The organism is Kitasatospora sp. RG8 (genome assembly GCF_017813315.1).
GTDB lineage: Bacteria > Actinomycetota > Actinomycetes > Streptomycetales > Streptomycetaceae > Kitasatospora.
In genome coordinates, this window is sequence record NZ_JAGIYX010000027.1 from 38,432 (window position 1) to 62,496 (window position 24,065).

A 24,065-nucleotide genomic window follows, 5' to 3' on the forward strand; every position below is an offset into this window, starting at 1 on the left:
GTCAACCGCCTCGTTCTCGAAAGTGCGCAGGCCAGGGTGGCCTGACAACTCGGAGCCTACGGTCCCTGCCCGGTTCCGCCTGCCCGGGCCGCCCGTAGGCCGTGAGGGCGTAGGTTGATGCCTGGTCAGATCTGTGCGGAGGGGAGTCTTCGATGGCGGGGCGGGATCTGCGGGCGCTGTTCGGCTCGAACGACCGGAGTCTGGGGACGGAGGAGGCGTTCACCAACCGGGAAGGCCAGTGGACGCAGGTCGGGGCTGCACTCGCCGAGCACCTCGCCCACGTGACCGCTGACGGCTTCGACGTCCAGGACCTGGAGACGGCGCGGCGCAACGTGCTCGTCTTCCACGGCATCGGCGGCGTCGGCAAGACCACCTTGTCGCGGAAGCTGGAAGCCGCCCTCGCCGCGGCCGAGCACCGGCCCGCGCAGTGGGGCGAGCCCACCTGGCCGACGGCGCCCCGGCTGCTGCCGGTACGCATCGACCTCGCCCGCTCCGCCGGCATCGACTTCGAACGCCTGATCCTCACCCTGCGCCTCGCGCTGGCCGGCCTGGACCGGGCCCTGCCGGCGTTCGACCTCGCGCTCGGCCGGTACTGGGAGCACAACCACCCCGGCGAGAGCCTGGAGGAATACCTGCGCCGTGCCGGGCTGGTGACCCGCTTCGCCAAGGCACTGCCAGGCCAGGTACAGGCCGCGCTGTCGAAGGCCGCCGAGGAACTCGCACTGCCCGGCGCGGTCGGCTCCGCCGTCGGGCAGGTCACCACGGCCGTCGTGCGGGCGGTGCGCGAGCGCCGCACCACCGCCCGCGCGCTGGCCGGCTGCCCACGGCTGGCGGACCTGCTGGAAGCCGAGCCGGACCTCGAGGCGCTCTCCTACTACCCGCACCTGCTCGCCTACGAGATCGACCAACTGCCCGCAAAGAAGGCCGTCGTGCCGGTGGTGCTGCTGGACACCTTCGAAGACACCGGCAACCGCACCAACCGCGACCTCGAGCGCCTCATCCAGCGCACGGTGTGGCTGATGCCGAACGCCCTGTTCGTCATCACCGGCCGCAGCCGCCTCCAGTGGGCCGACAACGCACTGCAGGGCCAGCTCGACTACACCGGGCCCGCCGCCTGGCCGCAGCTGGCCGCCCACATCCCCTCCGCCCGCGAAGCCGTCCCCGCCGCCCCGGCTGGCACGGCGGCCGACCGACAGGTCCTGATCGGCGACTTCAGCCCCGAGGACTGCGACGACTACCTCGCCCGCCGCCTCACCGCCAACGGCCGGCCCCTCATCGGCGAAGAACTGCGCCAGGTCATCACCGCCCGCTCCCACGGCCTGCCGCTGTATCTGGACCTCGCCGTGATGCGCTTCCTGGAGATCCGCCGCACCCGCGAACCCGAGGCGGCCGACTTCGACCACGACTTCCCCGCCCTCGTCTCCCGCACCCTGCAGGACCTCACCCCCGACGAGCGGCACGTCCTGCGCGCAGTGAGCCTCCTGGACGCCTTCGACATCCCGCTCGCCGCCAAGGCCTCAGGCATGACCCACCAGGCCGCCGCCCTGCGCCTGGTCGAACGGCCCTTCGTCCGCGAGAACCAGCTCGCCCTGTGGCCCTACCACCTGCACGCCGTGGTGCGCTCCACCATCCGCCGGGCCGACGACCACACCGACGACCGCTGGTCCGACCAGGACTGGGCGAGCGCCGCCGTCCGGGCCTTCGACACGCTCGGCGACCAGTGGGCCGGCAGCACCAGCAGCAGCCGGCTGCTGCTGGTCGCCTGCCTGCGCCAGGGCCTGACCCTCGCCCGCGACCACCGCCTCGACCTCGGCTGGCTCGCCGGCGCGGCCTGGGCGTACGTCTCCGACTCGGTGTGGGAACCCCTCGCCCCGCCCGCGCCCGCCGTCCCGGCCGGGCAGGCGACTACGGGCGGGCCGGCTGATACCGCCGTCCTGCAGACCCCGGCCGACGCCCTGGTGGAGACCCTCAGCGCGCTCGCCGCCCGCCAGCGCGAGCACCGCACCCACACCGCCGACCGCCTCACCCGCGTCATCGACAGCGCCCTGCTGCCCGAGGACCTGACCGACATGGCCCTCTACTACCGGGCCAAGGCCCACCGCGACCTCGGCCGCACCAACGCCTCCCGCCAGGCCATGCAGCAGGTAGCCGCCGGCACCACCCGCCTCGCCCCCGCCGCCCGCCGGGGCCTCGCCCACCTCGCCCGCCTCGACGGCGACTTCCCCACCGCCCACGCGGCCGCCCAGAACCTCGGCTGGACCGGACGCCAGCACCGGGTCCTGGGCGACCTGTGGTGGGTCCACGCCGAGATGGACCTGGCCGCGGCCGCCTACGAAGCCGCTCGCACCGACGCCGAACACCACGCCGTCGCAGGGGAGCGTGCCACCTCCCAGGCCCAGCTCGCCTTCGTCCGGGCCTTCACCGACCCGGCCCTCGCGGACGACGACCTCGACCTCGCCGACCAGTTCCTCGCCGGCCTCGACCTGCGCGCCACCGCCCTCACCACCCGCATCGCCGCCCTGATCCGCGACGCCGGAACCCCGGGCGACAACATCCCTGAACGAGCGGCCGTCCTCGACACCGAGGTCCGCGCCTCCGGCGTGCGCGCCGCCCGCACCGCCCTCGCCCTCGCGCGCTGCTTCCACCACGCCGTCCTTGACGACAACAACACGCTGGACACCGCAATCCGCGACCTCGACCAGCTCACCCGCGACCACGACTACGCCTACTACACCGACATCGCCCACTTCATGGCCGGCCGGCCCCTCCAGTTCCCCTCGCCCGCGCGCTGGTTCGACGGCCCCGACCCGGTCCGTTCCCGCTGGCGCGCACTCGTCACCGACCGGCAGAACCGCACACAAGGCGCGCGGTAGCACCAGCCCCCTCCCAGTCCGGTTCGCAGGTAGAAGGGTTCCGATGAGCAAGATGACCAGCCGCCCGGCGGCGGCCTGGCACCCCGGAATGACGACCGCCGACAAGGACGACATCCGCCACATGAAGCCCAGCCAGCGCAACCGCTACCGCCGCCAGGGCTTCAGCTGGACGCAGATCAGGAAGATCGACCAAGCCATCGGCCGCGGCGAGCGAACCGTCACCCTCGTCTCGCCCGGCTGCGAAATCACCCTCGACCTCCCGCCGAAACGGCAGTGACCCGAAACCCTGCCTCTCCCGTGCCGGCTCGACACCGGCCGACAAGACTGCCCCGCCCCAGCAGCCGCTGGCAGATCCGAGCGAGGACACCGTGACATCACCCCGAACGCACAAGATCGTCAACACCGCGCCCGTCGGCTCGATCGACCTGCCAGCCTTCGACGACGACGGCACGCCGTACGAGATCTGGCCCTGCAACGACTGCTACCCCTGGCACTTCGAGGTCGTCCGCGACGGCTCCGACGTCATGGTTCGCGAGTGGCACGCTGTGGACTGCACACTCTTCCAGCAGCTTCTCGCCAACGAATAGCCCTGGTCACCGCCCGGCAGACCCACCCCGCACGGCAGTAACGAAGAGGCCCGCCCCTCGGGGGGCGGGCCTGCCGATCAGTCCGCTCGCAGGATCCGCGAGACGTAGATCCGCGGCGGGTCCAAGTCCTCGTTCACCACGTACTCCACCAGCCCCAGATCCCGGCGCAGCGGCGCCGAGTGCATGCCGGGCCGGCCCGGGATGGGCATGCTCAGGTGGGGGAAGGGGTTCTCGCGCAGGTCGACCAGGAACGCCACGACGGCGGAGAAGACGTCGGCTGGCGTGCCAGGGTCGCCGAGGAACTCCTCGACGGCCGGGGAGAGGGTGAGCGGGTCGTCCTCGTCGTCCAGGAAGTCGCTGTAGTCGCTCACAGGGCCCCGAGGCGGCGCAGGACCGCGGAGGCGGAGGTGCCGGGGGCGGTGCCGGCCTGGACGGTGGCGTGGATGCGGTCGCCTTCCGGGTCCCGGTAGAGCTCCGCGCGCAGCCACCATCGCTTCAGCACGCCGCCGATCGTCTCGACGTCGGCCTCACCCATCTCCCGGTAGAACTCCATACGCTGCGCCGGCGGCAACGCCGCGGCGACGCCGTCCTGGGTACGCGGGATGGGCTGCTGGCCGTCGTGGTGGCCGTGCAGGGGTGCGGCGCTCACCATGTCCTCCGGAAGTCTCGTGCGGGCGGGACCGGTACCAGTGTCCTCTCCCAGAGGCATCGGTTGGTACCCGGGGCTTGGTCGGAGCCGGTCAGATCTGTCGGTCTGGGGCCGAGAAGGTCAGGCCCCCAGGCGAGAGGCGGCGCCGGATCGCTGCGGGTACGGCTACGGTCTCGCCGGGCGGCTGGCGGAAGTCGGCGCCCTGCTCGACCGGAGGCAGCCGGCGTCCGCCGGACTGGGCCGGCACGGGAGTGTCGACAGCGGGCTCGGAGAAGGTGGGCAGCGAGAGGGGGCGGCGGTCGGTCATGATCCAAGTCTCGCAGCCCTGACGGGGCTGGAGAGGCCATACCGCGTTTCAGATCTCCAGAACACAGCGGTCAAGCCAGAGCTACCACTGATTCCCGCCCGAACTGCGGTCGGCTGGCCGGTCAGCCGACCGCGCGCAGCCGGGATCGGCCGGCCTTGGGAGGGGCCGCCTGGTAGTCGGGGATCAGGATGGGCGGGACGCCTTCACGGGCTGCGCGGGCCATGGCGGCCTGCATCTCCAGTTCGGAGCTGTAGCCGGCGACGGCGGGGTGAAGGCGGTAGCGGTATCCCTTGCGCAGCACGAGGCCGCGTTCGACGAGGAGGGTCATCCCACGGCTGACCACCGACGGGAGGATCTGCAGCTCCTCGGCAATGTCCTGCTGGGTGAGCGGGACGACGCCGCCAGGGTTCTGCATACGGACCATGACGGACAGGACGTTCGTGGCGGTGGGGGTCAGTTCGAGGCGTGGCAACATCCCGAACAGGTCGGTGACCATCAGCATGTTGTCGACTCCTCGTCCCCGGTCTGGAGGGCTGCCAGTCCGATGATGTCAGGGAATCCGTTCTCCAGGGCGAGCGCTCGGAGTTCGGCCAGGAACGACTGCTGCTCGTCCCCATTGCCTTTGTACGCGATGAGGGGGTTGAGCTGCCAGACTCCCCGGCCGACGCTGCGGATGTAGTTGCGGGCGGAAAGGTGCTTGAGGGCGGGGCTGACGCTGGAGCGGCTGGTGCCGATCTCGTCGGCGATCTCACGCTGGATGGCGTGGCAAACGCCCCGCTCTGCGCGGCCCACGATGTTGGACAGTACGGCGCACTGCAGCTTGGTCATCTCGCCGGACATGAGTGCCTGCGGGAGAACGAAGCGGGCGAAGTAGCGGCTGAGGAGCGCGTAGCCGTCAGAGCCGAGGACCTCGTGGGGGGCACGGCGGTAGAACCGGGTCCGGGCTTCGTAGATGTTGTCGGGGATGTGTCCGGCGTAGCCGCGGACGATCTCGGAGGCGAGGTCCCGCTGGTGCTGGGGCCCGGCCGGCTGGAGTCTCGGCTGACGCGTGCGCTCGGGTGCCTGCCTGCGGGAGCTGCCGCGCCCTGCCTCTGCCTGTGCCAAGACCGTGATCCTTTGCTCGTGTCGGCAGCAGGCTACACGTTCTTCGCGATGGTGCGAAGGATTCTGCGCGGGGGTGCGAAGCACGTGTCGCAGGGGAACGAGCGCCTGCCCCGCGTGCAGTTCTTCCGCCCAGGTCAGATGATCATGCGGACGCAAGGGGCGTTGCGTCACCTCAAACTCAATGCTTCGCAGAATTGCGAAACATTGAGCCCTAATGTCGGCGCCGCGTGGCACAGGAACACACCAAGTGTCGGCCCAGCCAGACCTTTGATTTTCCAAGTTTGCAGGTCAAGGGCCTGATTCCCCGAATGCCCTCTTACATAAAAAGGCCCGCCGTCGCCTACCGGATGCTTGCCTCCGGCGGGCTGGCTGTCCGTGCCGCTGCCGCTACCCGGGCCAGGCACCTTGGTCGACCTGCTCACCGCGGCGGACCAAGGTCACTGCGCCAGTCATGGAAGTCCGGCTGCCGCCGGACCCGGGCCTTGACGGCCCTTTCCATGCCTACGAGTTCCGGCGGCTGGCGCCCGTGCCCTGCCGCTGCTGGCGCTGCAGCCCGGTAGGCCAGTGCGGGCTGAGGGCGGTCCTGGACAGCGTTCCCCGGTCGTGAAGGTGGGCAACATCCTGATAGTCAGGTGGGTGGTGACCTCCGCGTCGGCTGGGCGGTAGGCAACACGCGGTACTCGGTGCAGGCCAGATCAGCAGGTGGCTCCGCCCAGCACGAGCGCGGGCCACCCTCTCGATGGCAACTGCCCAGTGCCGGACCGTCCACGGTCCGGCCGGTGCGGTGACGGGCCGACGGCGGGGCCGGCCACGGCCCTGACGACGGACCGGCGGCGCAGGGCAGGCGGCAGGATGGCGGGTCCAGCGCCGCCGGGCGCTGGCCACGGGTGCGGGGGCGGAGCACGCCGCGCCCAGCCAGGCCCCGGCCAGCAGTCCGCGACGGTGGGCCGGTTGTGGCCCGTACCCGGCCGACCGGTAGGGCAGGTGCGGTTACCGCAGGGGTGGGGAGGCTGAGGGGAGGGCTCCACCTACCAGCAAGTGGTGGTAGCCGGGCGAGCGAGGTCCAGTGGCGACCGACCCGGCCGCACGGAGGCCGGGCAAGGACCCGATCAAGGTGGAGTGCCACACCTTCATCACCAGCGACTAGCCCGTCGCCATCTCGTACGGGATCTATGCCGGGGGCTGACCCCTGGCTAGGCGGTGCATGCCAGAACCCCTGGAGTTTCCTGGGACTTGTGTGAATAAAGTGATGATTGTGGCGTCCGTTCCGCGATAGGCTCCGCGCCGCATCCGTGCAGTTGGCAGCCTGGCGGAAGCCCAGCGAATCAGGGGGACACGACACATGACGGACATTCAGCCGGACGCCGCATCGGAGACGACCGAGACGATCTCCGGTTCGGAGGGCGGTCGGGGCCGTCGGCTCTGGCTGCTCGGCGGGGCCGCGGTCGCGGTCGCGGCGGTGGTGGTCGGGTCGGTGCTGGTCTTCGGCGGTAGTGAAGGGTCGGGACCGAAACAGACCCTCTGCGGGCTGGAGCGGGCCGACGGCACGCCGCTCGCCACCGTGCTGCCGGAGGGGCGTCCGGGTATCGAACATCGTGAGACAAGGGACGCCAATGGTGTCTCCTGCGAGATCGAGGTCGACGGTGAGACCGCCCTGAGGGTCGTCGTGACCGGTTTCGATCCGGAGAAGCCGGCGGAGCCCGGTCACGCGGAGACGAAGGACCTGATCGGCCGTGGCGTCATGGCGGCCGGGCCGGGCGGCTCAGTGATCGACTACTGTGCGGGAGACCACTCCAAGGGCGTCATGGTGGTGGTGAGCGCCGACACCGGCATCATCCCAGGGACGCCCGCAGGCCGGGACGCCATGACCAAGGCGCTGGGCAAGCTGGTGGAGAGGGTCCTGGCTGACCAGCAGGGCGCCGTCTGCTAGTACTGCAACGGTGCTTCCCGCGAAGGTTGTTGGGTTCGCTAGTTGGGCCGTTCATGGGTGGGGATATATCCGAGGTTGATGCTCGTCGCTGGTCGGACCGCATGAGCGGGGCCGGACCGGTCCCGACCGCGACCAGCGCCGCGACTGGGGGCGCAACGGCACCGACCCCGACAAGCAGCCCGAGATCGTCCTGTCCGGGCGCAGCGCGGTGGCACTGCTGAGTCCCTTGCACACGACGGTGCACGAGGGCCTGGACGCGCAGGGCGGTATCGAGACGTGGGCGCTCGCGGTGACGGCGAACGAGCGGATCGCCGAGGTGGTCAACGCCACCAGGCGGGCCACGGGGGCGCAGGATGGCCCGGACAGGACAACAGGCCGCGTGTGGTCCTGGACGACTGCAGCCCCGAAGCACGCCCCTGACAGCCGCCGCCTGTCAGGCCAAAAAGCGGATGGCCGGGTCCTCACGCGATTCGCGCGTGAGGACCCGGCCATCCGCGTTAGACAGTCGCCGCTTCAGCCTCGCTGATGCGCTCGTGCAGTACAGCCAGGAACTTCGGGTACTGGCCGGCAGCACGGGCGCCGTCGAAGGCGGCGTGCTCGCCCGCCTTCTTCCACGCGATGGTGGCTTCCTCCCGCAGCTGCCCCAGCCGCTCGGTGAGATCCGCGGGCCAGAACGAGGTGGCGGGCCCGTCCTGCAGACCACCAACGGGAGGGTCGGCGGGCCAGCAGAGCCGCTCCAGCCACTGCTCCGGGGCCGGGAACTTGGTACGGGCTTCGGCTGCGATCTCGGCGGAGAACTCCTCAGCCGCGCGCTGCGCGGCCCGGGCCGCCAACTGCAACCGGATCAGGTCGTCGGGAACGGAGATGTCATCAGGCACGGGAGAGGAGCCTACGGGGCAGGACTGACAAGGAGGAGGCGACCTGCTGCGTCGGGAAGCCTGCTCTCGGCCGGGCCCGCCCCATGCTGCTCACCCGCGGCGGCAAGATCAAGGCCCGCCAGACGAGCCAGGACGTCTTCAGCCCCCGACCGGGATGGATTCGACGTCCACGCGCAGCGGGGGTCAGGCAGAGTGGACGGCTCGGTCGCAGTCCCGGCAGACTCTCCCACTCCCGTGCCACTTCGGCGGGTACCAGGGGGAACCGGGGGTGGACGGCCGGTAGTCCACGGTCTGCATCCGCCGAGTGTCCGCACCGCACAGAGTGTGGCCGCCAGGGCCGCCAGGCACGGACGGGTCGGCCTCGGCCGCGTGCACGGCACGCACGCCCTCGACGTACGCCTCGCCGTCACTGCCGAGGCGGTCCACCCGTTGAAGCTCGGGCTCCAGAAGCACGATCAGACTCATCACCCCACCCTCGGTCGGAGCGGGCCGCGGCGCATCCGGGCCAGGCTCGGGACGATCAGTGCGGCGGCGTCCGTGCCCGGGACGACGGTCTGCTCGTCAAGCGCGGTGAAGAGGTCATCGATGAGCCGCTCGGCCATGCGCGGGGCCTGCGGCGGTATCAACGCAACCAGCCTGCGGTGTCCGGCCTTGCGGATCTGGGCCGGGGACCCGAACCGCTCCAGCAGTGCCAGGGCGGCCGGGTGCTGGACGCGCGGGCCGAGGACTCGCTCCAGGTGCAGGTGGATCTGGGTCAGCAGGCCCCGCAGCCGGTTGGAGACGCGGGTGGCTTCGCTGGCCAAGTCGTGGTCGAACCCGACGATCATCTCCAGCTCGGCGACGGTCTCATCTTCGAGTTCGATGGAACGGAGTGTGTGGGGCATGACGCGGACGGCGTCCGCGATGACGAACGCGTCTCTCGCGTCGGTCTTGGCCTCGCCCGGGTAGAGGTCGGCGATCCGCCGCATCGTCAGGCCCGGTAGGGAGGCGACCGGGCAGCCCATGTCACGGGCGACCACGAGCGGCAGGGCTCCGATCGAGGTCGGCTGGTCCACGACCACCAGCACGTTTGGCCTGGAGCTTGCCGAGGAGCCTGGGCTCGCTGTTGGGCAGCCGCTTGTCGAACGCCTTCTTCCCGGCCGGGGTGACGGCGGTGGCGTGGTGTTCGCCCTTGCCGACGTCCAGTCCGTGGGGGCGGTCAATGGTCGGTACGGGCAGTGACGAGCTGTGCTGTCGCTGGCCAACCGAGCTACACCGTTGTTCTTTGGACGCACCAATTTCCCGTCCTGTGTCGCCCAAGTGGTTCGGAGTTTTCGGCGGGATGGCTGGGAGCGCCCCATTGGAGAGGCGCCCCCAGCGGTCAGACCTGGTACCAGGCGCGGAAGGCTGCGCCGGGTTCGGGCTGATCGATGGCCCAGGTGGTGCCGGTGGCGTCCGCGGTTGAGACGATCATGGATCCGTTGGCGGCCAGGGTGACGCGGGGGTCGCTGGCGGAGATCATGTTCGGGTCTCCGAGGTAGCTGCCGGTGCTGAAGCCGGTGGAGGGGTTGGCCTGGCCGAAGACGGCGATGTGGCCGTTGGTGGTGCGGGCGACGAGGTTGACGGTGCCGCCCGCGCCGGGGGACAGGACGATGCTGGTGGCCCCGTCGGTGCCGCCGTTGAGGCTGATCCTGTACCAGGAGCGGAAGTCCGCGCCGGCCTGTGGCTGGTCGATGGCCCAGACGTCGCCGTTGACATCGATGGCCGCGACGATCATGCCGCCGCTGGCGGAGATGGTGGCGCTCGGGTCGCCGGCGAAGACTGGGGAACTGCTTCCGAGGTAGGAGCCGGCACTGAAGCCGGAGGTGGAGGTCCCCTGCCCGAAGTAGGCAATGTGGCCGTCGGTGGTGCGGGAGAAGACGTGGACGGTGCCGCCGGCGGCAGGCGAGAGGACCTCGGCGGTGCGCCCGGTCAGGCCGCCGGAGAGGCTGACCTTGTACCAGGAGCCGAACGCCGAGCCGGGGCTGGACTGGTTGGTCGCCCACAGGTCGCCGGCGCCGTCGAGAGCGGTGACGATCATGGTGCCGTTGGCGGCGAGCGTCACGGCCGGGTCGGCGGCGAACAGCGGCGGCGCGGAGCCGACCGGGACCGGCGGGCTGAACGAGGAGCTCGGGTCGGCCTGGGCGTAGTCGGTGATCTCACCGGCACGGGTGCGGGCGAAGACGTGGACGGTGCCGCCGGCGGCCGATGAGAGAGCCAGGGCGGGGTCGCCGGTGTGCCGGGCCGCGGGGCTGAGCGGGTACCAGGACCGGAACGAGGAGTTGGTGCCGGTCTGGTTGGTGGCCCACAGGCTTCCGTCGGCCAGGGTCTTGGCGGCGACGAGGGTGCCGTTGGCGGCGCGAGTCATCGCGGTGACGGGCAGTTTGAGGCTCTGCCCGCCGTCGAGGGCGGTGACGGTGTGCAGGTCGCCGATGGACGCGAGTCGGGGCAGACCGAGCCCGGTGGGTGTGCCGGGGTAGAGCAGCAGGCAGCCGGTGGGGCAGGTGGTGCTCTGGGCGGTGCCGTTGGCGGTGTAGTAGGTGACGGAGGTGTAGGGATCAGCGGGGGTGGTGGCCAGGAGGTCGCCGGTCTGCTGGCCCGGTGTCGGGGTGAACAGCGGGTAGCCGCTGCCGCTGGGGGCGACGGTGCCGTGGAATCGCGCTTCAGGTGCCCGAGGTAGAGGCGGGGCGGGGTGGATGGATCAGACGACCGGGTCCGGGCCGTAGGTGGCGCAGCGGCGGCGTCCGGAGCCGCGGGCGCGCAGTTGCTCTGTAGCCAGCAGTTTCGGTAGCCGTTCCCAGCTGGCCGTGTCAGGGTCGGTGGCCAGCTGTTTCTGGAGGGTGGCGAGGCGGGCTTCGGGGCCCTGGAGGGTGGGGCAGTCCCAGCGGTGCAGGCGAGTGCCGCTGGTGGGGATGACGTAGATGGCGCCGGCGTCCAGTTCGGCGCGCCAACGGGCGATGTCCTCTTCGGCGGTGCGCAGCTCGTGAGCACGGTGTCGGCAGCGGCTGCACTCGCCCTCGGGATGGGTGGAGCAGGCGCAGGTGCCGCATGCGGCGCAGCGGGTACAGGCCTGCCGTCGCCGGTCTTGGCGGAAGCGGTGCGGGGTTACGGTGCGCCGCTTGCTCGCGCCGTGGACGAGCAAGTCGACCGCACCGACGGCGGCGAGCTCCTTGGCCAGATCCTCCAGCCGCTCGTCGGTGACGCCAGCCAGGGCAGCCAGGTCGTCCCAAGTGTGCTCGGAGTCGGCGGTGGCCGCCTCCCGGGTAAGCCTGTCCACCAGCCCGCACATCTCAGCCGTCATCATGGTGCGCCGGCCCTCAAGGTTGGCGAGGAGCAGCAGTTGGTGCACCCGGTCGCTGTCCTGTTCCCGGACGGCGTGACCGAGGCGGGTGAACAGGTCCCGGCGGGCCTGCGCCTGGGTGGCGAACCACTGGTTGATGTTCTGGAGGGCCTGGTCGACCTGGGCGCGGGTCGGCGGGTCGAGCCGGCTGAGGAAACGGATCTCTTTGACGGTGCCGGTGACGATGACCACCGCCGGCCGTCTCTGCAGGTGGGGGCCACCCCTGGTCAGCTGCCGGCTGGGCCGGACCAGGTGACGGCCTTGCGCTCCTGCCCGGATCCGTAGGTGAACTGGACGGAGAACCGGTCGCCCGCGCTGGTCGGCACGGCGTACGCGGTCAGCTCGGTGGTCTCCGTGCCGGGGGCGAGGGAGGTGGGGAGGAGCTTCATCCGCCCGCTTCCGTCGATCAGCGTGAAGACGAGGTTTCCCTTGGCGTCCCTGACGGTGGGCAGCCCCGACCCGTAGAGCGAGACCTCCGCCGAACCGGTGTTGACGACGGTGATCCTCACCTGGATGACCGTGGCGTCCTTGGGGACTTCGGACGTGGTCCGGCCAGGGACGTAGGGCACCGGCGCGGCCATCGTGACCTTCAGCCCGTCCCCGTAGGTGTAGGACTGGCCGAACGTCAGGTTCCGGGCCTTCTCGTCCGCCGCGGCCTTTTCCCGCTCGGCCTCGATCCGCTCCCTCTCCTTCGCCGCCCGCTCCCTGGCAGCCTCGAGCGCGGACTCGATGCGGTCGTGCTCGGCGGCCTCCCGCGCCCGCCGCTCCTTGTCGGCCGCCCGCCGCTCCTCCTTGACCGCCTGCACCTGCGCCACGACGAACACCCCGCCGCCGACCGAGACCAGCAGGCCGGTGACGCCCAGAATCACACCCGCGAGCGCCATCGCCCGGTTGGTCGCCAGGCCCTTGCGTACGTGGCCCAGCCCGATGGCACCGAAGATCACGGCCAGCAGGGCCGGCAGCCAGGACAGCCAGAACAGGACGACGAGCAGGCCGAGGACGGTACCGACGATTCCGAGCACCATGGCCGCGGTGCCCAGGCCGTTGCGGGGCCGCGGCGCTGGCACCGGATACGGCGGCCAGTACGGCACCCCCGGGGCCGCACCCTGGGCAGCGGCGGCTGGGGCAGACGCCGGGGCCGGGGCGGCGTCCTGGCCCTCGACCCGGCCCTGGCCCGGCGGTGCCCACGGGTCGGCATCGGCCTGTTCCGGGGCGGGCTGCGGGTGGTCGGGCGGGGCGGGAACGGTCATGCGGAATCCTTCGGGCCCGTGGAAGCGGCGTGCGGCTGTTCGGCCGCGACGCCGAAATATGTTCTGGCCCCGGCTGCGGCGTCCCGATGTCCGCGCGGCGGTCACCGGCCGGGCCGGACCCCGCACGTCACCCCCCCTGGGACGGGACACCGGCAGGGCCGGCAGGTGATCAACATACAACCCGACCGACGAACCGCAGAATGTCGTTTCCCGTACCGTTCCGCCGCCGAGTCCCCAGCCCCGTGGACACCACGCTCCCGGATCGTCCTCGACGGTGGACGGGGCGCCCCCTGAAGCCCCGTCGCCGCCTTCTGTCCGGCTGATGGCACGTCAGATTCGGCAAAGCCGTCCGCCGTCTGCAGCGCCGTCCCGGCGACTGCCAGCCACAGCCCGAACGTCTCACCGGAAAGGCCGTCCACCGTCATCTTGTCGATGTCCCGGTCGACCGGCTGACCCCCGCCCGCGCGGGGGTCAGCCGCTGATAGGTCCTGCCACGGATCAGGCCCTCACGTCCTCTCCGCACCCGGGCGTCAGGGTGTTGGCGGTGGCGTGACCTGGCAGACGACCACGAGTTCCAGGCGCGGGACGACGTAGTAGGCGAGCAGACCGCCGGCCACGTCGAGGTAGCGCATCGGCTCGCCGCTGCCCTGGTAGGAGGTGCCGTCCAGGTAGAGCGCCTCGGAAGCGCGAACGAGTTCCGCGGCCCGCTGCTCGACGGCAGCGAGGAAGCCGGCCGGGCATCCGGCGGTGACGTGCTGCTCGCTCGGGAGGTACTCCCAGCTCCAGGTCACGCGTTCACCGCCGCGTAGGCGGCACGGTAGAGCTCGGCGACGGTGGTGGCGTGCTCCCGGCACTCCTGGACCGTGCCGGCGTGGTTCGCGAGGTAGTTCGCCCGGTGGTAGGCCTGCGCGGTGGCCGGGTGTCGCTCGATCTCCACGACAGCGGCCCAGTGCGCGACGAACGAGCGAATCGGCTGGACGCTGCCCGTGGCGATGGCCTCGGCCATGGCCCTCGTCTGCCCGTCGATCATCTCGGGAAGGCGGTCCGCAGCGACGACGGCCAGGGCAGCCTTCAGCGCGGCCGGACTCCGCTCGGGCCGGGGGATCAGCTCGACTCCGTCGTGCACGGGCTGACTCATGGCGACACTCCATCTCTCGTCTGCTGCGAGGCTACTCGCTCCGGGACGTACGGTCGGTTGCCTCACGCGGCACCGCGGGCGGGAGCCGGCTTCGGCTGGCAGGCGGTGCGCAGCGGGATCGCCCCAGCCTGGGTGGCGCGGGCGACAGCGAGAGCGGCGCGGTGGCGCTCGCGCTGCTGGCGGGCGTGCTCGTTGGTGTCGGTGACCGGGGTGTGCTCGATCGCGGGCCGGTGGGCTTCCTCGGGCTCACGCAGCCGGTTGTAGTGCTGACGCAGGATGGCCTCCCGCTCGGCGGCGGCCTCGTCGAGCGCGGCCTGGCGGGCGGCGGCGTCCTCACGCATCCGGCGGCGCAGCTCCTGGTAGGCGTGGTGGTCGGCAAGCGGGGGCCGGGCCGGTCGCATGGTGGGCCGGTCGTCGCGGCGGGCGGGCCGGTCGTCGGGGTCCTGGTCGTGTTGCACCACGGGGGCCGGGCCGACGCGGACCTCGATGGCCCGGACCGTGCCGGGGCGCAGCTGCTCGAGGACGGTGAGGATGCGGCGGTGGTGGAGGCGTAGCTGGGCGGCCCAGGCGGGAGAGTCGGCGACCACGCGCAGGCGGCGGGTGTGCGGGTCGTAGCCGGCGAGGTGCCAGTGGGCGGCGGCGTCGGGGCCGACGATCGAGGGCCAGCGGTCGCGCAGGCCCCCGCCAGCGGTGCCGAGGGTCCAGCCGTGGGCGGCGACCAGGGCGAGGAACACGTCCGCGACCGGCTGCGGCTCCCGGGCCTCGCGGCCGTGTCGGTCGGCGCGGCGAAGACCGACGACGGGGCGCTTCGCCGGGGTGTCGCCGCGGCTGGCGGCGGCTTTGCGGGCGGCTCTCAGGGCGGTGCGGGCCAGGTCGGCTCCGGTGGTGGCGGGCTGACTCATCAGGCGCTCACCACCCGGTCCGTGCCCTCGAAGTCGGTGCTCCAGGAGTTCAGGAACGCCCAGTCCTGGTCGGTGAGCTCAGTGGTGGGCCGGGCCGGGCGGGCGTGCTCGCGCACCCGGCGGTACACCTCGTCCGCCGCGATCCGGTCGAAGGCGTACAGGCACCACTGCCGGTAGCCCGTCCCGAAAACACCCAGGCCAGCGGCCACCTCGTCCCACCGGTCCACGGGCTGCCAGGACGGCAGGCGGCTGCCCTGCGGGCGCTTGGCCGGGGTGTCCAGGAGCCCGTCGGCCAGGTAGTACAACTCACCGACCTTCACGACCAGGCCGTGCTCCATCAGCAGAGCCAGGCGGGCGTGCACGGTGGCGCGGTGCCGCCGGGTGCTGGCCGCCAGCTCCACCGCGGTCTGCCCATCCCGGTGGGCCAGAGCCGCCACCACCTCGGCGGCCGTCTTGCCCAGCCCCCGGGCACGGAACGCATCCCGGGCCATCAGGTCTGAGAGCAGGCGGAAGTCCAGCTCAGCGGGCTCGACTGAGCGGGCAGCGGACGTCGTGGCGGGGACGTGTCGCCGGTTGACCCCATCCATGTACCCGGGGGCCTCGTGCCCCACCTGGCGGTTGGGGTCAACCGGCGACACCTCGTCAGCCGCCCCCGTGCTCGGCTTGCCCAGCACCCACTTCGAGGACTTCCCAGACCCGCCCTGCTCCGCCCGCCACAGCCACCCAGCAGCCACCAGACGGGCATCCGAGCGCTTCACCGTCGACTCCCCCACCCCGATGCCCAACGCCAGCTGACGCTGCGACACCTCGTGGTCCGCTCCCCCGGCCCGCTCACACAGCTCCAGCCGGTGCAGCAGGTTCGCCCGATCCGTCTGCCCGGCCTGCCTGTCCCAGGGGAACACCTCAACAGCAATACGCAGCTCTGCCAGGGCCGCCAGCGCGTCCCGCCGCTCCCGGATCGGCGCGGACTCACCCGTCACACGCACCGCACGCCGCCACAGACCGTCCAAGTACTTCGCGGCGTGGTCGTAACCCTTCGCCCGGGACAGATCCCGCAACAGCGCACCACCAGGCGCCGGCGAGGCCAGCAGAACGTCCCGCAGCGCCAGCCGGTCTGCTCCGGCCCGGGCGAACCCGAACGCGATCGCACTGGTGACCCGGTGCGTGTCCCGGCCAGCCCCAGAACCGCCGTCCGACCCACCCTCCCGATACCGATCCATTCCCGCGCCCTCAACCACCAGCGCCCGCATCCGCGCGGACAGGCCGCTGGGGATCTTGGAACACCAACCAGCGGACCGTTGGCCGGGGATCGTCGGCGCAGCGGCAGTTTCACCCGCGAGAGCGTCAATGGCGAGCCCGCCAGGCTCACCCAGGAGAGTGAGATGCGTCACGTCCCTGGGGAGGTGAGACGGCGGTGCGGCTGCCTGCGCCAGCACCGAGCTGTCCCCACAGACCAGGCAGGAAGCGGGAATCGTCCCAACGGGACGGTCGAGAGCGGCGCCAGCATCACCGAAACCCGCAGCGTCGACGACGACGCCACGAGAACGATGACACTGGCAGCCCGCGTGGAGCTGCTGCAAAATGGCAGGGCCTCCTAGCAGTAGGTGGGCACGCAAAAGGCGCCCCTCGTGGGTGCTGGTTCTGGCTAGAACCTGAAAATTCGCCTGATCACCCGGTTGGTAGCCGGAGTCGGGCCTTCGCTCCCGAGTTGGTAGCTCGGTGGCGGTGATGTGAGGGCCGCACGTGCTGGTGGTGGTACACCAGCAGCGGCCAGGCGGTGGAGACCCGGTGGTACGGGCCAGGAGCCGCCTTCGACGGCTACGTCATCTCAACAACCCCCTTCGGGGGCGAGGTGTATCCACACACAGACACAACGGCACCCCGCCGGAGCGACCAACCAGCGATCGCGTCCACGGCGGGGTGCCATGTGTGTGCCAGAGAGCGCGTACGGGTACGCTGCATCACGTCGACCTTCCTACGATTCAGGTCTGACCACGGAAAGGGCCCCTGCCAGGGGGCGCCGTTCCATTCGCGCCGTCCGGACTTGTCCAAGGTCCGGACGGCGAATTCTTTTGTGCCGATCAAATGCGGAGCCAGCCTACCCCTACGGAGCGCCCCACACGCAGCCGTCGAGCGGCCGTGTCGATCTGAGGTGGCGGTCAACTGACGAGCTGGCAGGCCTGCCAGTGGATGGATCATCAGAGCCCCGCGGGGTCTTCGTAGAGGGGCCGATCTGGCCCCCAGCTCCCGTCAGCGAGCTTGTCCGAAACTGAGTAGCGGGATGGAGGCAGGTCGTAGGACTCTCGCTTGGGCACGGCACTTTCACCTCCTGCTCCGTCGTACCCGAGGCATCGACATGGCCAGGCTGCGTTGGTCGTGGAGTAGGGATGATCGGTGCCGCAGGTCATCAGTTGCCCGCCGACTGACAGGCTGTGGTACCCGTGGCTACCAGCACGATGACCACACGAGCAGATCGATGCTGTGAACACCCTGGCGACGCGAGCATTGCGCTGGGCTGGCAGGCTACCTGTCTCGATCTGCTTGATGACGTCGGCAACGACGCGTACGGGGTCGCCACCAGGTAGATCGAACCACTCGCCGGCCACCCGGTACTCGCTCAACAAACGGTGTAGGGCCCGTTCGAGATCCAGAGGGCCAGGAAAGGTCGCCAGGACCGTGAGCCTGACAGGGGAACCGCACTGGAGTGCAGACAGCCGCCGTTTCATATCCGAGGTACAGCCGATCTTCACGGGACCACCGACTCCGCTTGCGATCACGTAGACCCAGCTGTGCACCTCTGCCGAGGGTTCACTCATGTCAGCACGGTGTCGGCTCACCTGGACTCCTGAAGCAGTTCCAGGGCGCTCTCTACGGTGAGCCCTTCATCGTCCTTCGCATCCGTCCAGCCTAGGAGCGTGTGCGCCACCGCGCGAAGCACCTCGTCCGGCAGACCCGCCGCACGCAGCGTTTCGGCGGCCTCCTCCATCTCCGGTGCCCACCGCCACGCCCTCGCTGCGGTCTTGGCGATGTAGTCGACCTCGACCAGGTAGCTGCCCGAGCGCTTTCTGGCGACGTCCAACAGCGCCTGGTCGACACCGTGATGACGCGCCAGGCCGTACGAGAGCGCGGCCAACACGCGGCTGGCCTTCTGGTAAGCCGTGTAGGACAGCTTCAGCGCGGAGGCCTGGCCGATTTCCTCGCCCAGAACCGGCGTCGACACCGCGGTACCGGCGAACAGCGCCGTTACCAACGCGGTGGCGCTGGACGGGCCGGAGAGGAAGAACCGCGTGCTTTTGCCACCGACCGGTGGGGAGCCGATCACTGAGCCGTCGACTACGGAGAGGGCGCTACGGCCCACCAGGTCGGAGATCCGTCGCGCTCGCTCCGGACTGATCGCGTTGCCCTCAACGTAGACCCCGGCGAACCCGCGCCCGGCGACTTCCCGGGCCATATCCTCAGCAACGGCCGGCGGGCACAGACTTAGTACGACCTCGGCCCGCTCGAGTAGCTCCCGCAACTCGACCACCGGCTCCAGCCCGGCTTCTTCGGCGCGCCGTACGGTCGCGGCGCTGCGCCCGGCCGGACACCACAAGACCTGGACTCCGGTCGACGCCGCGCAAGCAGCGACGGCCGCGCCCATGCTGCCCGGATGCAGCACCGCGAGCACAGGCTGAGCCGCCGTCATCGCGCACCCTCCACAACGTGGACGAAGGCCTCAACAGCGGTCCGCGCGACGATGTCCGGCTCGGCGCCACCCAACCAGCTCTGGCCGTGCGAGATCCAAACGGTGCGCAGCCCGGCCTCCCGGCCGCCAGCTACGTCGAGGTCGGCGTTGTCGCCGATCATCCACCCGCCCTGCGCGAGGTCCCGGCCGACGCTGGCGGCCGCGGCCTCGAAGATTTGGCGCTCCGGTTTCCGGATGCCGATTGCTCCGGAGATGCAAACAGCGTCAACCACATCGGCGATGCCGGAGGCCTTCAACTTGGCGCGCTGGATCTGGGCGCCGCCGTTGGTGACGACGACGACCTGGTGGCCGGCCTCCCGGACGGCGGCAAGGGCCTCGATCACGCCGGGGAACGGCTTCACCGACATGACGAGTTCCGTCTCGTACCGCGACCAGAGTTCGCTGGCCGACTCCGGGAGGCCGAGCTCGGCGCACAGACGCTCGATCACGTCCAGGTCCGCCCGGATCCGCATGGCCTCGAGCATCCGCTGCTCGACCTCCCGACCCAGGCCGTGCCCCGCGCAGTACCTGGCCACCCAGGCCGTCACCGAGGCGAGCCGGTCGATCAGTGTGTCGTCGAAGTCCACCAGCACCAGCTCGCTGGACAGCGCTCGGCGGATCTGCGCGGCCGCTGCCTCGGGCACGACCTCGTCCGTTCGGATGGTCAGGTCGAACGCGAAGCCCGAGTTGGCCGCGAGGTCGGCCCGGGTGGCGTCCCACGCGGCCAGCCGCGCCGGGGTGTCTACGTCGCCCCGGCGGGCCGACCGGGCTGCGGTCGTCTCCCTCGGGCACCACAGCAGGACGGTCAGCCAGCGTCCCGGGTAGCTGTCGAGCACGACCCGGACCCCGTCGACCTGGCCCAGGTGCATCACCGGCACCCCGGCGGCGGCTGCGGCGTCAAGGCCGGGCCGGTCCGTCACGTACGTGCTGTCGTAACGGGCGTTCTCGTACACGACCGCGCCCGACGCCCGCAGCTCCTGGAGCTGCTCTGGCGTACCCATCCGGTAGCCGGCCGACCGGCCGGGGCCCACCTTCACCCGCGAGAACAGTGAGTACGTTGGGTCGAGGCTGGTCAGAGCACTGGTGACGGTGTCCTTCCCGGCTGCCGGCGGCCCGTAGAGGATCACGCCACGAACGGCGGGTTTCTGGCTCATGCGTAGACCTCCCGGATCGCCTGCCGGGCCTGGTCGGCGAGGCTGATCGCGGCGCCGAGCCGGTTGTCGACGACCAGGTGCGGCACGGCCGGCCTCAGGTCGACATCGATCGTCTGCAGGTACTCGTCCCAGCGCTGCAACTTCCAGGCGTCGCGGGCGGCCGAGCGGAAGGCGACATATTCGCGCATCGACTCCGGGTCGCACTGGACCCAGATGGGAGCGATGTCGACGCCGAGCGAAGCGCACTTGTTCGTGAGCCGCTGCATCCAGTCCGCGTTGGTCATCTCGGCGATGAAGGGGGCGGTGAGCACGGTGGAGATTCGGCAGTTGATGTTGGCCCAGGCGGCCTGCATCAAGCAGTCGTACTCGAGGTTGCGTACCTGCTCGCGGTACAGATCGGTGTGTCGGTCGTTCGGATCGCCACCTAGCGAGACCAGCAGCCGCTCGACCAACGGCCGGGTCAGCGGGTCCTTGTCCAGCAGCGGCCAGCCGGTCAGCTGGGTGAGGAATCGGGCGAACTCCGTCTTACCGGACCCGGCGTAGCCGCCGACCAGAACCACGACCGGTCGGTGCGGGTCGCCACCGGTGTGTCGGCGCTTCCAGGCGTCCAGGATTCGCTGCTGCACACCCATGTGGTCGGCCTCGCCTCCACCCGGCGCGATCCGATGGATCGCCCGTTCGACAGCCAGCACGTGCGTTCCGTTGTGCTCGTCACTTGCAGGCGTAAGCCGGAACTGGGTCTCTTCGCCCGGCAGAGCGGCGCGGAACCCGAGCTCGGGGTCGGTCGCCCGGTACAGAAGACAGTAGGCCCGCCGGTAGTGCGGACCGGGGTAGACCTCACCCTGCTCGTGCTGCCACAGGGTCTGCGGGTTGGCGGCCGGGATGCCCCGGAGCTTCGCCTCCTCGGCGACCTGGCGCAGCCGCTCCCCCGCCCTCTCCAACGTCAGTCCGTGCGCTTCCCGCTGCGAGCGCAGCAGGTCAGGTCGCCAGCCTGCCCGTCCCTTGGCCATGTCCCCACCCTCCAGTCTCACCATGTCCGGCAGCCTAGGGCTGACCAGCCGAAACCCATGTGTACGCAGATGTGAATGCGTGTGTATGAACGTGTTGATGGAGCTGATGACGCCTCTGTGATTCTTCGTCAGACCGCCAGCCGCTGTGATGGACCTCGCAGCAGCTAGGTGATCCGAAGGAATCGGAGGTGTGCATCAGTGATCGTCTTCGGCAGGGCCAAGTTCATGCGGGAAGCGAGCACTCGAGTGTCGGCTGATCGTGTAGCCGATCTCGAAGAGTTCGCTGCTCATACGCGTGTCGTTGACTTCGACTACCTGCCCGCTGGGCGCGGTGGTGATCCGCAGCACACGCAGGAGCGGGACACCAACATCGGTCGGCAGACGCAGTGCTTCAGCTTCCTCAGGCGACGGCATGCGGGCGGAGACGCTCTCGCTCCACTCCAGAGGCTGGTGGCCCATCTCCTCAAGCCTGTCGTAGATGCCACCTGGTCCGGTGTCGGAGTCGGCGAGTCGAGTGCCGCGTGCCAGGTCCGCCGGCAGGTAACTGGTCGCGAGTTGCTTGGGCGCATCAGTTTCCGGGTCGCCCATCACCCGGTCGCGTACCAAAACCTCGGATCCGGGCTCCACGCCCATCGGCGCGGCCAGGTCAATCGGAACCACACCCCAGCGGACTGTGGGAGTTTGCAGAGCCTTCCAAGGCTGGGCGGTGGGATCAAAGTAGTAGCCGAGCTCGTCGCGGAAGACCTCGCGGGAGCGGGTGACGCGGAGCCTCTCGGGGCGCTCGCGGACGATCGTTCCGCGTCGGCGAACCGCGATGACCAGCCCCTCCTGCTCCAGCAGTGCGATGGCGCTGCGGACTGTCTGATAGCCCGCGCCGTACTGCTCCTGGAGCTCTGTCAGCATCGGGAGTTTGTCACCGGGCCGGTACTGGCCCTCGGCGATCTTTTGACGCAGGTCGGCGGCGATCTCGCGATACGAGGCGGCCACGGCGGTCACCCCTTTCTAAGACTGGAGGGGACAAGTCTAGCGATAGCTCTATCAGGCACTGACGGTCCGACACAACGGCGTCGGCTGGTTATAGCTATCGGTATTGACATCATGCCGCCCGTCCGCTCTACTTGGCAATAGCGATAGCTATAACGCTCCGTTTGGGAGCCGTAGCTTATTGCGGTCAACCTGCAAGACAACGGTGTTACCCGTCTTCGGGCGGTGGCGGTCACTTCGGTGACAAGGGGTTGAGCCCTAGCTCCCCCACGTCGGACGCCTACATAGCAACAGCGAACGACCTTGAGCAGCGTGCTGCGCTGCCTGTCCGCCAGGACCCCCGGCAACGGGCCGGTCCTGGCGGGCGGAGAGAGCAGCACCTCCGCTCCCCGGACTCCCCTTCTCCCTGCCAGGAGGCCCCCATGCCCGCTCGCACCCGCACCAAGCGCCGCAGCTCTCTCCCCTCGATCAAGCTTTCGACCCTGCTCCCCAGCCTCTACAACCTGCGCCCCGACGAGGTGAACACCGTGGTCTGCCCCGACTGCCAGACCTGGCAGCGGATCATGGGCGACAAGACGCGCATCATCCGCGACCACTACTCCACCGACCTGTCCGGCGCCGAGCTGGAAGCCGGCCAGCGGGACACCCGTTGCCCGTCCGCCCGCCGGATCGTCGAGGTCGACGTCACGCTTGCGCACTGGGCGAAGCAGGTTGAGGAGGGAAGCACCCAGGTCGCCGCCCGTCGGCCGACCACGGTGCTGAAGAAGGTCAAGACGCCGCAGCCTCCAGCCGTCCTGCACATCGCGCAGCCCCGTCCGGCCGTTCCGGCGCCGACCGCCGCCGAGCGTGCCGACCAGTGGGCCGACGTCCTGCTGCCGGTGTTCATCTCGGACGCCCTGCGCCGCATCCCGCTGCACGGCGCGCGTGGCCCGATCATTCCGCTGACCCTGCCGGCCGGGGCCCGGCCGATCGCTCAAAGGCCCACCGCGGACGAGGTGCTCGCGGCGAGCCCGCTACGGAAGGAGCGCGGTCCGATCACGGAGCCCGAGATGCTCTCCGCCTGATCCACCAGTAGCACGGACGACCACGGCCGCCGCCGACCCCGAGCACCACGGGGTGGGCGGCGGCCGTCGCATGCACCCGCACAGCAGCCCACGCACCGAGACCACCCCGAGGAGACCGCGATGCCCGAAACCCCCGCCGCTGCCACGCCGCTCGCCGAGACCTACACCTGGTACTCGACCGCCCTGCGTGACCTGGTCCTGGAGCTGCTGGACGAGACCGGCCTGGACACCGCCAGCGACACCGTCGACGACCTGTGCGGCGACCTGTGGCTGCACGCGGCGGAGCTTGCCTGCACCGGCCGCTCCTTCGGCGAGCTCCTGGACACGCTGGACATCAACGCCGAGATCTTCGTGGGCCGCCTTCACGACCGGCCGCGGGTGACCGCCGCGGGCCGGCTCGACACCGCCCCCGACCCGGCCGACGTCGCCGAACTCGCCACCGACTCGGTGGACGGCTTCGGCCATAGGCCGGTTCCCCGCCCGCGGCGCCCCGTCACCGCCAGCGTCGCATTCGAGCATCCTCGCCCGCTCAGCTCTGCCGCCTGAGCCACCACCAGGACGAACCGCCACGGCCGTCGCCGACCCCGACCTGCGGGGTGGGCGGCGGCCGTGGCTGCTCGTACAGCAGCCAGAACGCAGATGACGGCCCCGGGATTGCGCCCCGGGGCCGTCGCCGGTCGCACCACCCAAGCGATGAGAGGACCCGACCGTGCACACCATCATGGCACTCTCCGGCGACACCACGAAGGCCAGCAGCGGCACCATCGACGATCTGTACGCCCGCTACTCGTGCCGGCTCCTGGCGGCCGCGACCGAGCGCCTTGCCGCCATCAGCCCCCAGGCCGCCGACCTCGACGAGGACGCCACCCAGGACGTGTGGACGCACGTCGCCGAGCACGGCCTGCCCGACGGCCTGCGCGGCCTCGACGCCCTGCTCGCCGTCCTCGACCGCATGGTCGCCCGGGTCCGCCCCCAGCGCACCGAGTACCCCGCCGGCATCGCCCACCCCGCCCGTCGCACCACCGACCCCGTCGACCTGGACGCGCTCGCCGACACCATCCGCGTCACCCCGGCCCCGGCCCGCCCGCTCCGCCCGGCCACCACGAGCCTCGTCTTCGACGGCCCCCTCCGCACGCTCCCCCTGGCCGGGTGA

Annotated in this window: 25 protein-coding genes and 1 pseudogene; 7 read left to right on the forward strand and 19 right to left on the reverse strand. The window is 70.6% G+C overall.

Features of this window, described 5'->3' with window-relative positions; all coding sequences use genetic code 11:
• Window positions 1-152 precede the first annotated feature (152 nt).
• The 3 genes from J5Y04_RS31085 to J5Y04_RS31095 all read left to right on the forward strand — a co-directional run bounded on the left by J5Y04_RS31085 (window position 153) and on the right by J5Y04_RS31095 (window position 3,460).
• Window positions 153-2,873, forward strand: a complete 2,721-nt coding sequence (locus tag J5Y04_RS31085) for an ATP/GTP-binding protein (protein WP_209415731.1) — start codon at window positions 153-155, stop codon at window positions 2,871-2,873.
• Between the two features lie 43 nt (window positions 2,874-2,916).
• Window positions 2,917-3,150 carry a hypothetical protein gene (locus tag J5Y04_RS31090; RefSeq protein WP_209415732.1) on the forward strand — a complete coding sequence of 78 codons (234 nt, stop codon included), beginning with the start codon at window positions 2,917-2,919 and terminating at the stop codon, window positions 3,148-3,150.
• Window positions 3,151-3,241: 91 nt separating this feature from the next.
• Window positions 3,242-3,460, forward strand: a complete 219-nt coding sequence (locus J5Y04_RS31095; RefSeq protein ID WP_245205826.1) for a hypothetical protein — start codon at window positions 3,242-3,244, stop codon at window positions 3,458-3,460.
• Window positions 3,461-3,537: 77 nt separating this feature from the next.
• Here the strand turns inward: J5Y04_RS31095 and J5Y04_RS31100 are convergent, their stop codons facing one another.
• The 5 genes from J5Y04_RS31100 to J5Y04_RS31120 all read right to left on the reverse strand — a co-directional run bounded on the left by J5Y04_RS31100 (window position 3,538) and on the right by J5Y04_RS31120 (window position 5,520).
• Window positions 3,538-3,831, reverse strand: coding sequence for a hypothetical protein (locus J5Y04_RS31100; RefSeq protein ID WP_209415733.1), 294 nt, complete (start codon window positions 3,829-3,831; stop codon window positions 3,538-3,540).
• A complete protein-coding gene (locus J5Y04_RS31105; protein WP_209415734.1) occupies window positions 3,828-4,112 on the reverse strand; it encodes a hypothetical protein in 285 nt (94 codons plus the stop codon). The genes J5Y04_RS31100 and J5Y04_RS31105 overlap by 4 nt, the downstream gene beginning before the upstream one ends.
• A gap of 88 nt (window positions 4,113-4,200) precedes the next feature.
• Complete coding sequence (locus J5Y04_RS31110; protein ID WP_209415735.1) at window positions 4,201-4,416, reverse strand: hypothetical protein; 216 nt, start codon at window positions 4,414-4,416, stop codon at window positions 4,201-4,203.
• Window positions 4,417-4,537: 121 nt separating this feature from the next.
• A complete protein-coding gene (locus tag J5Y04_RS31115) occupies window positions 4,538-4,918 on the reverse strand; it encodes a MarR family transcriptional regulator (protein ID WP_209415736.1) in 381 nt (126 codons plus the stop codon).
• A complete protein-coding gene (locus J5Y04_RS31120) occupies window positions 4,912-5,520 on the reverse strand; it encodes a replication/maintenance protein RepL (protein ID WP_209415737.1) in 609 nt (202 codons plus the stop codon). The genes J5Y04_RS31115 and J5Y04_RS31120 overlap by 7 nt, the downstream gene beginning before the upstream one ends.
• Before the next feature lie 1,342 nt (window positions 5,521-6,862).
• On the opposite strand from J5Y04_RS31120, the gene J5Y04_RS31125 reads away from it, so the two are divergent.
• Entirely contained in the window at window positions 6,863-7,450 is a 588-nt protein-coding gene (locus tag J5Y04_RS31125; RefSeq protein WP_209415738.1) for a hypothetical protein, read from the forward strand.
• 497 nt (window positions 7,451-7,947) lie between these two features.
• Here the strand turns inward: J5Y04_RS31125 and J5Y04_RS31130 are convergent, their stop codons facing one another.
• From J5Y04_RS31130 to J5Y04_RS31195, 14 genes and pseudogenes are all read right to left on the reverse strand, one after another.
• Window positions 7,948-8,328 (reverse strand): hypothetical protein, encoded by a 381-nt coding sequence (locus tag J5Y04_RS31130; protein WP_209415739.1) that lies wholly within the window; start codon window positions 8,326-8,328, stop codon window positions 7,948-7,950.
• Window positions 8,329-8,828: 500 nt separating this feature from the next.
• A pseudogene (locus J5Y04_RS31135) lies at window positions 8,829-9,546 on the reverse strand (IS110 family transposase); the annotation flags it as partial.
• A gap of 142 nt (window positions 9,547-9,688) precedes the next feature.
• The gene (locus tag J5Y04_RS31140; RefSeq protein WP_209415740.1) at window positions 9,689-10,714 is read right to left on the reverse strand and encodes a hypothetical protein; all 1,026 of its coding nucleotides are present in this window, start codon (window positions 10,712-10,714) and stop codon (window positions 9,689-9,691) included.
• A 333-nt stretch (window positions 10,715-11,047) separates the two neighbouring features.
• Window positions 11,048-11,878, reverse strand: coding sequence for a hypothetical protein (locus tag J5Y04_RS31145; RefSeq protein ID WP_209415741.1), 831 nt, complete (start codon window positions 11,876-11,878; stop codon window positions 11,048-11,050).
• 35 nt (window positions 11,879-11,913) lie between these two features.
• Window positions 11,914-12,936, reverse strand: coding sequence for a DUF4190 domain-containing protein (locus J5Y04_RS31150; protein ID WP_209415742.1), 1,023 nt, complete (start codon window positions 12,934-12,936; stop codon window positions 11,914-11,916).
• A gap of 530 nt (window positions 12,937-13,466) precedes the next feature.
• Window positions 13,467-13,727 (reverse strand): hypothetical protein, encoded by a 261-nt coding sequence (locus J5Y04_RS31155; RefSeq protein ID WP_209415743.1) that lies wholly within the window; start codon window positions 13,725-13,727, stop codon window positions 13,467-13,469.
• Complete coding sequence (locus tag J5Y04_RS31160) at window positions 13,724-14,074, reverse strand: hypothetical protein (protein WP_245205795.1); 351 nt, start codon at window positions 14,072-14,074, stop codon at window positions 13,724-13,726. The genes J5Y04_RS31155 and J5Y04_RS31160 overlap by 4 nt, the downstream gene beginning before the upstream one ends.
• A 62-nt stretch (window positions 14,075-14,136) precedes the next feature.
• Window positions 14,137-14,976 (reverse strand): DciA family protein, encoded by an 840-nt coding sequence (locus J5Y04_RS31165; protein ID WP_209415744.1) that lies wholly within the window; start codon window positions 14,974-14,976, stop codon window positions 14,137-14,139.
• A complete protein-coding gene (locus J5Y04_RS31170; protein ID WP_209415745.1) occupies window positions 14,976-16,034 on the reverse strand; it encodes a helix-turn-helix domain-containing protein in 1,059 nt (352 codons plus the stop codon). Before J5Y04_RS31170 ends, J5Y04_RS31165 begins: the two co-directional genes overlap by 1 nt.
• 1,140 nt (window positions 16,035-17,174) lie before the next feature.
• Window positions 17,175-17,792 carry a GIY-YIG nuclease family protein gene (locus tag J5Y04_RS44045; protein ID WP_209415746.1) on the reverse strand — a complete coding sequence of 206 codons (618 nt, stop codon included), beginning with the start codon at window positions 17,790-17,792 and terminating at the stop codon, window positions 17,175-17,177.
• 17 nt (window positions 17,793-17,809) lie between these two features.
• Window positions 17,810-18,661, reverse strand: coding sequence for an NAD(P)-dependent oxidoreductase (locus J5Y04_RS31180; protein WP_209415747.1), 852 nt, complete (start codon window positions 18,659-18,661; stop codon window positions 17,810-17,812).
• Window positions 18,658-19,854, reverse strand: coding sequence for an HAD family hydrolase (locus tag J5Y04_RS31185; RefSeq protein ID WP_209415748.1), 1,197 nt, complete (start codon window positions 19,852-19,854; stop codon window positions 18,658-18,660). Before J5Y04_RS31185 ends, J5Y04_RS31180 begins: the two co-directional genes overlap by 4 nt.
• Window positions 19,851-20,864, reverse strand: a complete 1,014-nt coding sequence (locus J5Y04_RS31190; RefSeq protein ID WP_209415838.1) for an AAA family ATPase — start codon at window positions 20,862-20,864, stop codon at window positions 19,851-19,853. The genes J5Y04_RS31185 and J5Y04_RS31190 overlap by 4 nt, the downstream gene beginning before the upstream one ends.
• A 195-nt stretch (window positions 20,865-21,059) precedes the next feature.
• Window positions 21,060-21,851 (reverse strand): GntR family transcriptional regulator, encoded by a 792-nt coding sequence (locus J5Y04_RS31195; protein WP_209415749.1) that lies wholly within the window; start codon window positions 21,849-21,851, stop codon window positions 21,060-21,062.
• A 419-nt stretch (window positions 21,852-22,270) separates the two neighbouring features.
• On the opposite strand from J5Y04_RS31195, the gene J5Y04_RS31200 reads away from it, so the two are divergent.
• The 3 genes from J5Y04_RS31200 (at window position 22,271) to J5Y04_RS31210 (ending at window position 24,065) form a co-directional block, all read left to right on the forward strand.
• Complete coding sequence (locus tag J5Y04_RS31200) at window positions 22,271-22,912, forward strand: hypothetical protein (RefSeq protein ID WP_209415750.1); 642 nt, start codon at window positions 22,271-22,273, stop codon at window positions 22,910-22,912.
• 120 nt (window positions 22,913-23,032) lie between these two features.
• The gene (locus J5Y04_RS31205) at window positions 23,033-23,458 is read left to right on the forward strand and encodes a hypothetical protein (RefSeq protein WP_209415751.1); all 426 of its coding nucleotides are present in this window, start codon (window positions 23,033-23,035) and stop codon (window positions 23,456-23,458) included.
• Between the two features lie 163 nt (window positions 23,459-23,621).
• Window positions 23,622-24,065: a hypothetical protein gene (locus J5Y04_RS31210; protein WP_209415752.1), complete on the forward strand. Its 444-nt coding sequence runs from the start codon at window positions 23,622-23,624 to the stop codon at window positions 24,063-24,065.

Excerpts from the sequence above, each read along its gene's own strand:
- J5Y04_RS31140 (WP_209415740.1), bottom strand. The coding sequence starts at position 10,714 with ATGACTCGCGCCGCCAACGGCACCCTCGTCGCCGCCAAGACCCTGGCC.
- J5Y04_RS31125 (WP_209415738.1), top strand. The coding sequence starts at position 6,863 with ATGACGGACATTCAGCCGGACGCCGCATCGGAGACGACCGAGACGATC.
- J5Y04_RS31200 (WP_209415750.1), top strand. The coding sequence starts at position 22,271 with ATGCCCGCTCGCACCCGCACCAAGCGCCGCAGCTCTCTCCCCTCGATC.
- J5Y04_RS44045 (WP_209415746.1), bottom strand. The coding sequence starts at position 17,792 with ATGAGTGAACCCTCGGCAGAGGTGCACAGCTGGGTCTACGTGATCGCA.
- J5Y04_RS31110 (WP_209415735.1), bottom strand. The coding sequence starts at position 4,416 with ATGACCGACCGCCGCCCCCTCTCGCTGCCCACCTTCTCCGAGCCCGCT.
- J5Y04_RS31165 (WP_209415744.1), bottom strand. The coding sequence starts at position 14,976 with ATGAGTCAGCCCGCCACCACCGGAGCCGACCTGGCCCGCACCGCCCTG.
- J5Y04_RS31115 (WP_209415736.1), bottom strand. The coding sequence starts at position 4,918 with ATGCTGATGGTCACCGACCTGTTCGGGATGTTGCCACGCCTCGAACTG.
- J5Y04_RS31160 (WP_245205795.1), bottom strand. The coding sequence starts at position 14,074 with ATGAGTCAGCCCGTGCACGACGGAGTCGAGCTGATCCCCCGGCCCGAG.
- J5Y04_RS31150 (WP_209415742.1), bottom strand. The coding sequence starts at position 12,936 with ATGACCGTTCCCGCCCCGCCCGACCACCCGCAGCCCGCCCCGGAACAG.
- J5Y04_RS31085 (WP_209415731.1), top strand. The coding sequence starts at position 153 with ATGGCGGGGCGGGATCTGCGGGCGCTGTTCGGCTCGAACGACCGGAGT.
- J5Y04_RS31180 (WP_209415747.1), bottom strand. The coding sequence starts at position 18,661 with ATGACGGCGGCTCAGCCTGTGCTCGCGGTGCTGCATCCGGGCAGCATG.
- J5Y04_RS31185 (WP_209415748.1), bottom strand. The coding sequence starts at position 19,854 with ATGAGCCAGAAACCCGCCGTTCGTGGCGTGATCCTCTACGGGCCGCCG.
- J5Y04_RS31190 (WP_209415838.1), bottom strand. The coding sequence starts at position 20,864 with ATGGCCAAGGGACGGGCAGGCTGGCGACCTGACCTGCTGCGCTCGCAG.
- J5Y04_RS31090 (WP_209415732.1), top strand. The coding sequence starts at position 2,917 with ATGAGCAAGATGACCAGCCGCCCGGCGGCGGCCTGGCACCCCGGAATG.
- J5Y04_RS31105 (WP_209415734.1), bottom strand. The coding sequence starts at position 4,112 with ATGGTGAGCGCCGCACCCCTGCACGGCCACCACGACGGCCAGCAGCCC.
- J5Y04_RS31205 (WP_209415751.1), top strand. The coding sequence starts at position 23,033 with ATGCCCGAAACCCCCGCCGCTGCCACGCCGCTCGCCGAGACCTACACC.